This window comes from Streptomyces boluensis (assembly GCF_009908195.1).
GTDB classification, from domain to species: Bacteria; Actinomycetota; Actinomycetes; order Streptomycetales; family Streptomycetaceae; genus Streptomyces; species Streptomyces boluensis.
In genome coordinates this window covers 1-12,045 of sequence record NZ_JAAAHS010000237.1, presented here as the reverse complement: position 1 = coordinate 12,045, position 12,045 = coordinate 1, and the positions used below count along the sequence as shown (strand labels likewise).

General features: G+C 69.4%; 11 protein-coding genes and 1 pseudogene. 8 read left to right on the top strand and 4 right to left on the bottom strand.

Annotation, left to right across the window (positions count from 1 at the left end; all coding sequences use genetic code 11):
* Positions 1-68 precede the first annotated feature (68 nt).
* From GUY60_RS25185 to GUY60_RS25165, 5 genes and pseudogenes are all read left to right on the top strand, one after another.
* Positions 69-432: pseudogene (locus GUY60_RS25185) on the top strand (IS200/IS605 family transposase).
* Between the two features lie 97 nt (positions 433-529).
* Positions 530-1,276 carry an ABC transporter ATP-binding protein gene (locus tag GUY60_RS25180; protein ID WP_312866415.1) on the top strand — a complete coding sequence of 249 codons (747 nt, stop codon included), beginning with the start codon at positions 530-532 and terminating at the stop codon, positions 1,274-1,276.
* 55 nt (positions 1,277-1,331) lie between these two features.
* Entirely contained in the window at positions 1,332-2,120 is a 789-nt protein-coding gene (locus tag GUY60_RS25175; RefSeq protein ID WP_161701676.1) for a helix-turn-helix domain-containing protein, read from the top strand.
* Positions 2,047-2,328 carry a DUF397 domain-containing protein gene (locus tag GUY60_RS25170; protein WP_376771321.1) on the top strand — a complete coding sequence of 94 codons (282 nt, stop codon included), beginning with the start codon at positions 2,047-2,049 and terminating at the stop codon, positions 2,326-2,328. The genes GUY60_RS25175 and GUY60_RS25170 overlap by 74 nt, the downstream gene beginning before the upstream one ends.
* A 109-nt stretch (positions 2,329-2,437) precedes the next feature.
* A complete protein-coding gene (locus GUY60_RS25165; RefSeq protein ID WP_161701672.1) occupies positions 2,438-3,037 on the top strand; it encodes a DUF6461 domain-containing protein in 600 nt (199 codons plus the stop codon).
* Positions 3,038-3,095: 58 nt separating this feature from the next.
* On the opposite strand, the gene GUY60_RS25160 is transcribed toward GUY60_RS25165, so the two are convergent.
* The 3 genes from GUY60_RS25160 to GUY60_RS25150 all read right to left on the bottom strand — a co-directional run bounded on the left by GUY60_RS25160 (position 3,096) and on the right by GUY60_RS25150 (position 6,581).
* Positions 3,096-4,424 carry a NucA/NucB deoxyribonuclease domain-containing protein gene (locus tag GUY60_RS25160; protein WP_161701670.1) on the bottom strand — a complete coding sequence of 443 codons (1,329 nt, stop codon included), beginning with the start codon at positions 4,422-4,424 and terminating at the stop codon, positions 3,096-3,098.
* Between the two features lie 106 nt (positions 4,425-4,530).
* Complete coding sequence (locus GUY60_RS25155) at positions 4,531-5,202, bottom strand: hypothetical protein (RefSeq protein ID WP_161701668.1); 672 nt, start codon at positions 5,200-5,202, stop codon at positions 4,531-4,533.
* Between the two features lie 362 nt (positions 5,203-5,564).
* Positions 5,565-6,581, bottom strand: coding sequence for an aspartate-semialdehyde dehydrogenase (locus tag GUY60_RS25150; protein WP_161701666.1), 1,017 nt, complete (start codon positions 6,579-6,581; stop codon positions 5,565-5,567).
* A 197-nt stretch (positions 6,582-6,778) separates the two neighbouring features.
* On the opposite strand from GUY60_RS25150, the gene GUY60_RS25145 reads away from it, so the two are divergent.
* Both GUY60_RS25145 and GUY60_RS25140 read left to right on the top strand, forming a co-directional pair.
* A complete protein-coding gene (locus GUY60_RS25145) occupies positions 6,779-7,333 on the top strand; it encodes an RNA polymerase sigma factor (RefSeq protein ID WP_161701664.1) in 555 nt (184 codons plus the stop codon).
* Position 7,334: 1 nt separating this feature from the next.
* The gene (locus GUY60_RS25140; RefSeq protein WP_161701662.1) at positions 7,335-8,141 is read left to right on the top strand and encodes a hypothetical protein; all 807 of its coding nucleotides are present in this window, start codon (positions 7,335-7,337) and stop codon (positions 8,139-8,141) included.
* 67 nt (positions 8,142-8,208) lie between these two features.
* Here GUY60_RS25140 and GUY60_RS25135 read toward each other — a convergent pair whose 3' ends face one another.
* A complete protein-coding gene (locus GUY60_RS25135) occupies positions 8,209-11,442 on the bottom strand; it encodes a S8 family serine peptidase (protein WP_246235612.1) in 3,234 nt (1,077 codons plus the stop codon).
* Between the two features lie 214 nt (positions 11,443-11,656).
* Here GUY60_RS25135 and GUY60_RS25130 point away from each other — a divergent pair.
* A partial coding sequence (locus tag GUY60_RS25130) for an NUDIX hydrolase (protein WP_161701658.1) occupies positions 11,657-12,045 on the top strand: 389 nt, incomplete at its 3' end.

Genomic DNA, 12,045 nt, shown 5'->3' with positions numbered 1-12,045 from the left:
CCCCCCCTCCCAAGGCCGTTCCAACGACCATATGGTGAATTTCGCCTTGCTAGGAGCTAAACCCTGATATCCGCACCGGCCGTCACGTCGCCCACCACCTGCACGCGCACTTGGTGTTCGTGACCAAATACCGGCAGGGCATCTTTGATGACGCCATGCTCACGTGCTGCGAGGAGATCATGCGGGAGGTGCGCGGAAGCGTCGAGACGGAACTCCGCGAGTTCATCGGCGAAGCCGATCAAGGGCGTCAGCTCCAGGTACCTGCGGGCCGAGTACAACGGCCGGATCAACCGGACCGGAATGGGCTCGGTGTTCTGGTCCCGCTCCTACTTCGCAGGCTCATGCGGCGGCGCCCCGCTGACCGTGGTCCGCCAGTACATTGAGGGACAGAGCGGCCCGTTGGCTGAGGTCAACGGTGCGGCCCTCTGCTGACAGTGCGGGTCAGAGCAGTCCTGAGATGCGTTTCCTATCCCCGGCTGAAGCTGGGGATACCCACGCAAGATTAGGGATGGGGAGGGGCGGCAGACACGTGCTGGAGATCAAAGGCCTCGGCCACACGTACGACGACGGCCACCGCGCGATCGACGGCATCGACCTGGAGGTGGCCCGCGGCGAACTGGTCTCCCTCGTCGGCCCGTCCGGCTGCGGCAAGTCGACACTGCTGCGCTGCGTCGCGGGCCTCGTCCGCCCCAGCGAGGGCACGGTGGCGGTGGACGGCCGCACGGTCGACCGGGTCCCCGACGACCTGGCCGTCGTCTTCCAGGACTACACGCGCTCCCTGTTCCCCTGGCTCACCGTCCGCGACAACGTCGCGCTCCCGCTGCGCCGCCGCGGCCTCGCCCGCACGGAGCGCAGGGCGGCGGCGGACGCGGCTCTGGGGGAGGTGGGCCTCGCCTCCGCGGCCCGCAAGTACCCCTGGCAGCTCAGCGGCGGAATGCAGCAACGGGCCGCCATCGCAAGGGCGTTGGCGTACCGCCCGTCCCTCCTCCTGATGGACGAACCCTTCGGCTCGGTCGACGCGCAGACCCGCGAGGACCTGGAGGACGTGCTGCTGCGCGTGCGTGGCGGTACGGAGATGACGGTCCTGCTCGTCACACACGACATCGACGAGAGCGTGTACGTGGGCGACCGCGTCGTCGTCCTCACGGGGAGCCCGGGTCGGGTGCACTCCGACTTGCGGGTGGACCTGCCGGGGCCGAGGGATCAGATCGCGACGCGTGAGTCGGTGGAGTTCGTTTCCCTCAGAGCGCGGGTGGGGCGGGCGGTTCGCCGCTAAGGTGGATTTGCGGTCCCAGATCGCCAAATGTCTGACTGTGTGCGGGAGTTGAGCCATGGGTACGAGGTACGGGGACTGGGTCAGGCCGGGCATGACGCAGCAGGAGTTGGCCGTGGAAGCGGTGATGACGCGGTCGCACATCGCGCATATCGAGGCGGGGCGGAGGGTTCCTTCGAGGGAGGACGCGCGGCGGTTGGACCGGGCTCTCGGTACCGGGGATGTGCTGCAGAGTTTCCTGCCGGGCGGCGACGACGACCCGGTGGCCGAACACTTTGAGGCGGCCCGGCACTTGGAAAAACAGGCCACGGCCATCCGGGAGTTCGGGCTCAACTATGTGCCGGGCATCCTTCAGACCGCAGCGTATGCCCATGCGGTGCTGCGTGAGACCGCCTATCCGCCGCTGAGTCCGAAGGAGCGGGAGAAGGCTGTTGCCACTCGGCTCAAGCGGGCCGCGATCTTGAACGACCCGGTGAACCCTGTGATGTGGGCCATGCTGGACGAGGCGGTCATGCGGCGCCCCATCGGAGGGCCGGGCGTCATGACGGAGCAACTCACCCATCTCGCCGACCTCGCCGAAAACGGGCGAATCCGCACCCATGTGCTGCCGCTGGGTACGGGAGGGCACCCTCTCCTGTCGACCATGCTCTCGCTCATGTGGTTCGAGGATCAGCCTCCGGCGGCGTACATGGAAGGGCTCTATACCGGCGGCGTGGAGGATTCCCCCGCCCTGGTCGAGCTGTTGCAGGGCGCATACCATCAGGCTCTGGGCGATGCCCTGCCGGTTAAGGAATCCGTGGCCCTCCTCAGGGCGACTGCGAAGGACTATGCGGACCATGAGAGTTGAGCACCACCTGCCCCAGGCGTCGGTACTGAGCGGCTGGCGCAAGTCGAGTTATAGCGGCGGCGACCAGGGCAGCTGCGTAGAAGTGCTCGACGGCGTCCCCACCACCGTCCCCGTCCGCGACTCCAAGAACCCCGACGGCCCCGCCCTCCTCATCCCCAAGAGCAGTTGGACCTCGTTCGTCACGGCACTCACCGAGCGCCAGGTCTGACCGGGCCCGTTCACCTTCTCGGCGCGTGGACGGCTCCGAATAGGCTGCGTGCCGTCATCACTGGCGTACGAGAGATGCGTGCGCTGAGTCGAACCGTGTGGGGGAGCGCGTGCAGGACAGTAATCCGCTGGCGTGGATCGCCAAGTTCCACGACTGTCACAGCCTGACGTTGGTTGACGGAATCACGGCCCAAGAGTTGCTGTCCAGACTCGGCTGTCCTTCCGAGAGCGTGCGGCCGCAGGCAGAAGTCGAGGACATCGACGAGCTCCTTGAGGAGGCGGCCGAGGACGACGAGGAGTACGGCATCGTGTACGCCGGGGTCGCTGGAGGCTGGGCCTGGGCGTTTGAGCCGCAGACCCTCTGGGCGTTCAACGACGAGACCCGGGCCGCGGCCTCCCGCGGGGCACGCCTCATCGGCTGCTGGCACAACGGCAACGCGCTCGGGTACGTCGATCTCTGGGTGGACGGCACGCTGGTCACGATGTTCGACGCCGACCACCCCGAACTACGGCATGAACAGCGGGGCGAGGACCCCGACCGGATCCTCGACGCGATGCGCGAGGCCGGGTTCCTCGACTCCGGCCGCGACGAGGGCGACGTACTGCCCCAGTACCGCGCCCTCGCGCTGCTGCACGCGTACACCGGCGTCACGTTGACCGGGGACGACGTGCGTGCTGGGCTGGTCGCGGAGATTCCCGCCGCCGAGTGAGGCGACTGACGACCGGGACGGCCCGCGCCGGGGCGGCGGGCCGTCCCGGCGGGAGTCGTCAGGTCACGGAGATCCAGTATTTCTCGCCGTCGAGGACGCGGTTGTTCTGGTGGAAGCGGGAGAGCGATCCACCGACCGAGCCATTGGGGCTATTGGGCACATGCCCGATGGTGCAACGGCTCTGTGGTGTCACGTTGTTGACGCGGTAGATGACCCACTTCCCCTTCTCGAAGCTGGGTCTGATCTCCGCGCAGTCCTTGCCGCGAAGCCCCGCTTGGCCGCCACTCTCCTTGGTCGCGGCGAACGGAAACTCGTCGCATGAATCGTCTGTGACCTGCGGGTCGCGTTTGAAGGTGCTGTCGCAGATCTTGTTGCGGTTCGCCGACCGTACGGATTCATCGGCTTCCCGACGCAGGGGCTTTCCGCGGCCGTACCAACCCCAGTGACCCTTGAGGTTGTGCATGGACCACGCGACGTTGGCGTGCCCCTCGTGCTTCAGGCGCAACTTGAGGACGGGTGCTTGCGAGGGGAATACGCAGCCGAGGCTCTTGCCGTTCGGGGCGCTCTCGCGGTTGAAGGTCCGGTCACAGCGGATCTTCATGGACGGCCTGAACCAGGCAGGGGCGATCAGGACCTGGCCCGCCCCGACGACGTTGACCGTGGTCTTCGTGCCGAAGCTCTGAACGACCGCACCGGCATTCCACGTTTGCGTGGTCGAGCCGCGCAGTTCCTGACGCGGCCGTATCGGCCGAGAACCTGCCCATGCCGAGCTGGTTCCGCATGCGCCTCCGGTGCAGGAAGTGGTCCAGGCGGCCTTGAGACTTCTGGCCGTGCCTGTGGCCGCGTCGAGGCGCAGGCTGTTCCTGGACCGAATACGCCCCGAGGCCGAGCTGAGCTTGAAGTCCTGCTGTGCCGTGAAAACGGCCCGGCCCGTGGGTCGTTTGGTGCGCAGATCGATCACGGTGTACGTCAAAGTCACCTGGCCGCAGCCTGTTTTGCGCGTGTACCACCACCGGCCGGGCTGAGCCTTGCACTGCACGCCGGCCTGCGTGGAGATTTCCTCCGCCCGTTGCGTCACCGTCTCCGGCCGCTTGACGCTCTCCCAACACCCGATGCTGTCCAGCCCGTTGTCGAGGAAGCGCTGAAGCGCTGCCTTGACCTTCCGGCAGCCCTGCTCGAACTCGAATTTGATCGAACCGCCGTCCTGCGCTCGCGGCACTGCCCCCGCGGCCGTGACGGTCTTGGTGTTCCCACGAGGGTCCTGGCCCGTGGCTCCCTTGTCGGCTGTGCCGTCCGCCGGTTGCTCGCAGCCCGCGAGGCTTGCGAGCGTGGCGATCGACAGGGCAATTGTCAGCAGTCGTCCAGGCCTTCTTGGTGCCGCTGCCACGGCTCCCCCTCACCATGATCTCCAATGAAGTGATCATGACACCACGGGCCTCTGAGGCGGGCAAACGTGCCGAGGGGGGTACGGAGGGATGCCCTGCGCCGGGCTGCTAATCGTCGTGCGTCTGCCTGATCTCGGCAGAAGGGGAAGGGCGGGGATGGTTCGTGCAGCCCAGGGCCCGGCTCATCTTGGATGCGGCTGAGAGCAACGCCTTGAGCCGGGCGCTCTCTTCGGCTTTCATGCCGAGGTCGTTGCTCCAAGTCCCCTCGAAGTAGCCCTGGACGGCCCTTTCGTAGCCGCCAGGCAGCCTGCAGGGAAAGCGCGTTGTCGCGCCGGAGTGCTCGTCCACGGCCAGGGACAGCGCCGCGTCGCCCGCCACGAAGTCGAGGGTCTCGGACTGCTCGTCGCCGGTGAAGTGCGGGTGCCGGGTCCAGCCGAAGGGGAAGTCGATTTCACGCTCGCCGCCACAGGGCGTTCGTACGTCCTCCTTGCACAGCAGGAAGGAGCACACGGAGGTGGCGCTGGCGAATTTCGGTGAGCTGCCGCCTGAGACTTCCTTGCGCATCTGTTGTGCGACGCGTTCGACTCGCGTTGCCTCGGACCGGGTGCGCGGGTAGAACTCATTCCGGCCGGTGAGGAGCTTCTGGAGGTCTCGGCCGACGTCACCGGCGAACATGTCGCCACAGATGGCGTCCGCCGCGACCGGCTTGATGGGGACCGGCCTGGGCTCCTCTGGTGAGGTGGCGCACGCGGAAACGATGGCGGTGAGCGCCAGCACCACAGTCGCAGTGCGTAGGCGGCGGGGTTTCCGGGTCATCGGGCGTTGTCCGTGTCCGTCATGTCTCGACCTCGGTTGTATGCGTCTGTGAGGTCGGTGCTGTGGCGTCGCCGATCGTCGACGTCCGTGCTCATCGTTCTACACGGACATCCTTGCGAATGCGCCGCTGCGGGTGGCTGGGCTGGGGCGCGTGCAGGACAGCACCGCGCCCCGGAAGGCGTGAACCTTCCGGGGCGAGGTACGTACAACACCCAGCCCGTCTGGGGGCACCCCCCAGCGGTAGCTGGGGGAGTTTGAGGACGAGCCCGGAGGGCGATCAAGGGTGCCGCAGTCGACGGTGCGAGCCCTCCGACGTGAGCCAGGGATCAACCCTTGAGCTCAGCCGCCACCAGCTCCGCGATCTGTACCGCGTTCAGCGCCGCGCCCTTGCGGAGGTTGTCGTTGGAGAGGAACAGAGACAGACCGTTCTCGGCCGTCTCGTCCCCGCGGATGCGCCCGACGTACGACGCATCCTTGCCGGCGGCCTGCAGCGGGGTCGGGACGTCGGTGAGGATCACGCCCTCCGCCGCGGCGAGGAGCTCCGTGGCGCGCTCGGGGCTGAGCGGGCGCTCGAAGCGGGCGTTGACCTGCAGCGAGTGGCCGGAGAAGACCGGGACGCGCACGCACGTGCCGGAGACCTTCAGCTCGGGGATCTCCAGGATCTTGCGGGACTCGTTGCGGAGCTTCTGCTCCTCGTCGGTCTCGTTCAGGCCGTCGTCGACGATGGAGCCGGCCATCGGCAGGACGTTGTACGCGATCGGCGCGACGTAGTTGTTCGGCGCCGGGAACTCCGCGGCCGAGCCGTCGTGGGTGAGCTTCGGGGCGTCCGCGCCGACCTTCTCGACCTGCTCGTACAGCTCGGCGACACCGGCGAGACCGGAGCCGGACACGGCCTGGTACGTGGCGACGACGAGGGCGGCGAGACCGGCCTCGGCGTGCAGCGGCTTCAGGACCGGCATCGCGGCCATCGTCGTGCAGTTCGGGTTGGCGATGATGCCCTTGGGGCGGTCCTTGATCGCGTGCGGGTTGACCTCGGACACGACCAGCGGGACCTCGGGGTCACGGCGCCAGGCGGAGGAGTTGTCGATCACCACGGCGCCCTGCGAGGCGACCTTCTCGGCGAGCGCCCTGGAGGTCGCGCCGCCGGCCGAGAACAGCACGATGTCCAGGCCCGAGTAGTCCGCCGTGGAGGCGTCCTCGACGGTCACGCCGTCGAGCAGCGACCCGGCGCTGCGGGCCGAGGCGAACAGGCGCAGCTCGTCGATCGGGAACTTCCGCTCGACGAGGATCTTGCGCATGACCGTGCCGACCTGACCGGTGGCTCCGACGATTCCGACCTTCACAGGGTTCCTCCGTGCATCCGTGCATCCGTACATGCCGCATGCAGCCGTACGTGCATGCCGTTGTGTTCCATGATGCGTCTCTCCAGCTCCGGCTTGTCCAATCCATTGTCCGACGTGCAAGACGACACACCGAGGGGCGAACGTTTTCCGCTCCCGCGGCGTCGTAGGGGAAACGCACCGCGGCGAAGGGTGGGGGAGTGCTGCGCGGAAGATCGCGTCGGAGTGAGGCGGGTGAGCGGCGGGCCGGTCCGGGTGAGTGGCGGGCCGATCCGCTGGGCGCGGCCGAGGAGAACCGGGTACGGGCCGTCCTCGCGCTCGGCGGAGTGCCGCGGTCCGAGCTGCCCGACGGCGTCCAGCAGGTACGGCTCAAGCTCCTGGAACGCGCCGCCGACGGTCGCGAGGCGCCACGTGACGTGTCCGCCTGGGCCGCGGTCGTCGCCTCCAACCTGGCGATGGACTGGCACCGCGCCAAACGCCGCCAGGAACGCCTCGGCGAGCGGCTCGCCTCGCTGCGGCAGGAGTCCGTGGCCGGTTCCGTGGAGGAGTCCAAGGTGCTCTCGCTCGCCGTCGCCCAGGGCCTCGACGACCTCACGGACGTGCAGCGCCAGGTGCTGGTGCTGCGCTTCTACGCGGACCTGCCGGTACGTGGCATCGCGCGCGAACTGGGCATCCCGGAGGGCACGGTCAAGAGCAGGCTGCACATGGCGGTCCAGGCGCTGCGCACCCGGCTGCACGAGGACGAGGTGGTGTGACGTGACCCCAAGGGAGACCCCCAGGGACCCATGGACGGGCGACCGGTCGGCCGACGGGACGGCCGATCCGCTGATGGTGGCGATCACCGGAGAGGAAGCGCCGGAGAACCTCCGCGACGACCCGGCGTACCGGGCCGCTGTGACGGATGTCGCACTGCTCCGCGAGCAGCTGCACGGCCTGGGCGACGCTCTCGCACAACAGCCGCCCGAGCCGGAACCCACCCCTGTCTCGCCGGTACGACGCCGCCGTACCGCCCTCCTCGCGCTCGCCGCGAGCTGCGCGGCCGCCCTGCTCGGCGGCACCTTCTGGCTCTCCGCGTCCGGCGGCATCGGCACCCCGGACTCGCAGGAGGCGTCCAAGAGCACGGTGGGCGACGAGGTCCCGGGCGGTGAACAGGAACCGGGCGGCGACCCGGAACCGGGCGGTGACCAGGAATCGGGTGGTGATTCGGGCTCCCTGAGCCCCGAGGGCACCGTCGCCTGCGCCCGGCTGATCGTGGAGGGCACGGTGGCGCGGGTGGACGCGTTGCCGGGCGCGACCGAGGAGCGGATCACGCTCGACGTCAGCCGCTCCTACAAGCCCGCCGGGGGCGAGCGGCGGGTGTCCTTCCCGATGGACGTGGGCGCCCACCCGCGGCTGCGCCCCGGCGACCGCGCGCTGGTCCTCGTCTCCCGCGACTCCGCGCGGCCCACCCACTGGACCACCGGCGCGGGCATCCCCGCCGAGCGGGCCTGGATCGAGCGTGCCCTGCCGGGCGCCCGCGGCCTGACCTGCGAGTCCGGTACAGCCGCCCCCACCGACGGATGACGCGGGCCCCGGACGGCACGACCGTCCGGGGCCCACAAGGTGTGTACAGCGTGTGTACAGGTTGCCGTTACGGCAGCACCTTCTCGATCCGTACGCTGCCCGAACCGGCGACCGTCCCACGGGAGTCGACCACCCGCACCTCGCCGAAGAACTGCCGTCCCTCGGGCGCCGCGGCCGCCGCCACGACCTCGGCGGTGAGCTCCGCGCTCGCCCCGTTGGCCAGCTTCAGCGGCTTGGACTCGTCGACCTTCACCGTGCCGAGGGAGGGCGCGAAGTACACGTCGAGGTAGTCGTACGCGGTGGACCCGGACGGGACCGAGTAGCCGTCGACGACGATCGTGTACGTGCCCGCGGCGGGCTTCGGCAGGCTGACCGCCTCCTCGGAGTCGCCGTCCGCCGCCGAGCCGACGACCTCGCCGTCCTTGAGCACCGTCAGGTCCAGGTCGGTGGTCTTGTCAGCCGGGTTGCCGATGGCCACGTCCAGCTTCTCGGCGCCCTCGGGGACGACCACGGTGGTCTCCTGCGACTCGCCCTGCGCGATCGTCGGCCGGGTCGACCTGGACGAGCCGAGCGGGCCGCCCTTCAGCGTGCCGTCGACCGCCGCGTACCCGTTGGTGACCTTCCACGCGACCGGCGCCGGAGTGCCGATCTTCGCCTCGGGCACCGTCTGCACGGCAGGGTCGAAGGCGACCCCGAGCACGGACACGTCCAGCTTGTACGGGTTGTCGAGCAGCGGTGACGTACGGCGCGACTCGACCTCCAGCTCCCACACGCCGGGCTGCGGGTCGGCGTACGCGCGCAGGTCGGGGCGGCAGGTGTTCGCCGGGTTGGGGTAGTTCGGGTAGCAGTTGACCGTGGAGGTCGGGTCGACCGGGACGCCGTACGGGTGCAGCGAGACGAACCGGGTCTGGCTGCCCTTCGTCAGGCCGCCGAGCGCGACCTGAAGGGACTTGGCGCCCTCGGGCACGGTCACGAAGTACGACGTGGTGCTGTTGCGCTGCACCGTGCCGCTCGCGGAGAACGTGTACGCGGGCTTCTTCAGGTCGTGCGCGACGACCACGGTCGACATGATCTGCTTGTCGGTGCCCTCGGTCCGAGGATCGTCGAGCTCGACGATCGCGGAGTGCACGCCCGCGGTGCGGGGCTCCGCGGTGACCTTGACGGTGACCGGCTTGTTCAGCGGCAGCGAGACGGTGTCGGCGCTCGCGAGCGTGAACGTGCCGTCGTTGCGGGCGAGTTCGACCTTGTGCGTCAGCGCGCGGCCGGGGCCGCTGGTCCGCGTGACGGTCACGTCGTACGTCTTCTTCTGGCCGGCCTTGAGGCCGCCCTCGCGGTCGTAGATGCCGGTGCCGGGCTTCTTCAGCTCCTGCTCCAGGGCCGTGTCGACGGGCGCCTTCACTCCGTACGCGTGGGCCGTGGCGCCGTCCTCGATCGACTCCCAGGCGTCCACGACGTCCATCAGGCCCGCGCCCTCCTGGTGCGGCTGGAAGCCGCGGATGTGGTGCGCGGTGGAGGTCAGCGCGGTGCGCAGGGTGTTCGGGGTGAGCTCGACGCCGCGCTGCTTCGCGGCCGAGATCAGCAGCGCCGAGGCGCCCGCGGCCTGCGGCGAGGCCATCGAGGTGCCCTGCAACATCGAGTAACCGGCGGGCAGTTGGTACCCGGCCTCCGCGACCGGGCCGCCGGGCAGCCAGGTCTGCGTGGTGTTGACCGAGGCGCCGGGCGCGGCGAGCGTCGGCGTGAACCCGCCGTCCTCGCGCGGCCCGCGCGAGGAGAACGGCAGCATCGCGTACGACTTCTCGACCAGCGAGCCGTAGTTGGCCGCCCAGGTCTCCTTCGATACGGAGGCGCCGACGGAGATCACCTTGTCCGCGAGGGACGGGTCACCGATGGTGTTGGTTCCGGGGCCGCTGTTGCCCGCCGAGATGACGAGCTGCACGCCGTACGTGTCGATGAGGCGGTTGTACAGCTCGGCACGCGCGTTGTTGCCGTCGTTGAGCGCCGGCAGGCCGCCGATGGACATGTTGACGATGTCGACGCCGCGCTTCGTGACGAGGTCGATCATGCCCTCGGTGAGCGCGACGTTGGTGCAGCCGCCGCTCCAGGTGCAGGCCCGCGAGGAGACCAGCTTCGCGCCGGGCGCGGCGCCGTTCATCCGGCCGCCGAACAGCGAGTTGGCGGCGGTGATGCCCGCGACATGGGTGCCGTGCTCGGACTCGATGATGCCGATGTTGACGTAGTCGGCCTTGGCGCCCGCCGCGTTGTACGTGACGTCCTTGCGGACCTCCACCACGAACGGCACCCGCTCGACGACATCGGTCTCCGGCTTGTCCGTGCCGAAGTACCCGACCTGGAAACCGTCCTTGTACGGCTTCATGGCCTCGTCGTCCGTGAAGTCCGCGTCGTCGTTCAGGTCGACGCGCACGGTCCCGGCCTTGGCGTCGTACAGCACGCCCCACTTGTCGGTGGTGTCGCCGTCCCGGTTCAGGTCGCCGTTGGCGTCACCGCCCGTGGAGGCCGACTCGCGGAACCAGTTGACCTGGTACGAGCCCTCCGGCGCGGTCCAGGTCCGCCCGTCGAAGGTGAACGTGGGCCCGGCCGCCGGGGTGTTCATCCGCCGCCAGGTGCCGTCGCCGTCGATCACCGGGTCGGTCGCGGTGACCCAGTCGACGATCTTCCGCTCACCCGTGCTGGTCTTCCGCAGCGCGGGGTGCCCGAGGTCGACCCCGGAGTCCAGGATGCCGATGGTGACACCGCGTCCGTCGGCCTTCGGGTGCTGCTTCACGAAGTCGACGGCACCGGTCTCGAACGACGGGTTGTACGGGTTCTTGGCGGGGGTGTCCTTGCCCGGCGCCGGGTAACTCGCCTGTTCGGCAGCCGTCTTGGCGCCCTTGGCCCGGTCGGCGGCGGGCGTCGGGTCGTCGAGCTCGACCTCGTGCCGCAGGTCGATGCCGTGCACGGAGGAGAGCTTCGCGGCCCGGTCGATCGCGGCGCCGGCGCGCTGCGTGGGCACCGTGGCCCGTACGTATCCCAGCTTGTCGTAGGTGCGGCCCACCGCGGCGCCCTCGACGGCGTCGAGCTGCTCGGCGACCCGCTCGGTGGCGCCGGGCGCGGTGGCCACCATCATCGTGACGCTCTTGTCGCCCTCGGCCTTGGCGTCGGCGAGCAGCCGGGCATCGGAGGCACCGAGCTTGTCGCCCGGCGAGGGGTCCGCCTTGGCGGCGGGCGCGGGCGCCGGGCCGTCGGCGGCGAGGACGGGCATGGGTGCGGCCGCGGACAGCGCGGCCGCCAGAGAGGCGGCCATAGCTATCCGGGCCGCGCGTCTCGCACCTGGTCGTGAGGTCATCTGCATCCCTGTAAGTGAATGAGCTGGTCCGCAATTCGGGACCGGATGACCGCATAGCTTTACGTAAGTGACCGCCGTTTGGGGAGAGTTCGTCAAATAGTGACCATCGAGTGATTATTTTCAGGATGAACGGGACGCCACGCCCCGGCGGCCTTGGCCGTAACGTTCAGGAATGCACGAGGAGCTCCGGGTGGCGGCCTACGCCGTGTGCGTACGAGACGGGCAGGTGCTGCTCGCCCGCTGGGTCGCGGCCGACGGCAGCAGGCGGTGGACACTGCCCGGCGGCGGCATGGAGCACGGCGAGGACCCGTACGACACGGTGATCCGGGAGGCCGAGGAGGAGACCGGGTACGCGGTGGACCCCGTGGCCCTCCTCGGCGTCGACTCCATCCGCCGCCGCTACCCGCGCAAACTCGGCATGTTCGCCGACTTCCACGGCCTCCGCCTGGTCTACGAGGGCCGCGTCACCGGCGGCACCCTGCGCCACGAGGAGTCCGGCTCCACGGACATGGCGGCGTGGCACGACCTGGGGGCGGTGGGGGAGCTGCCGCAGGTGAGTCT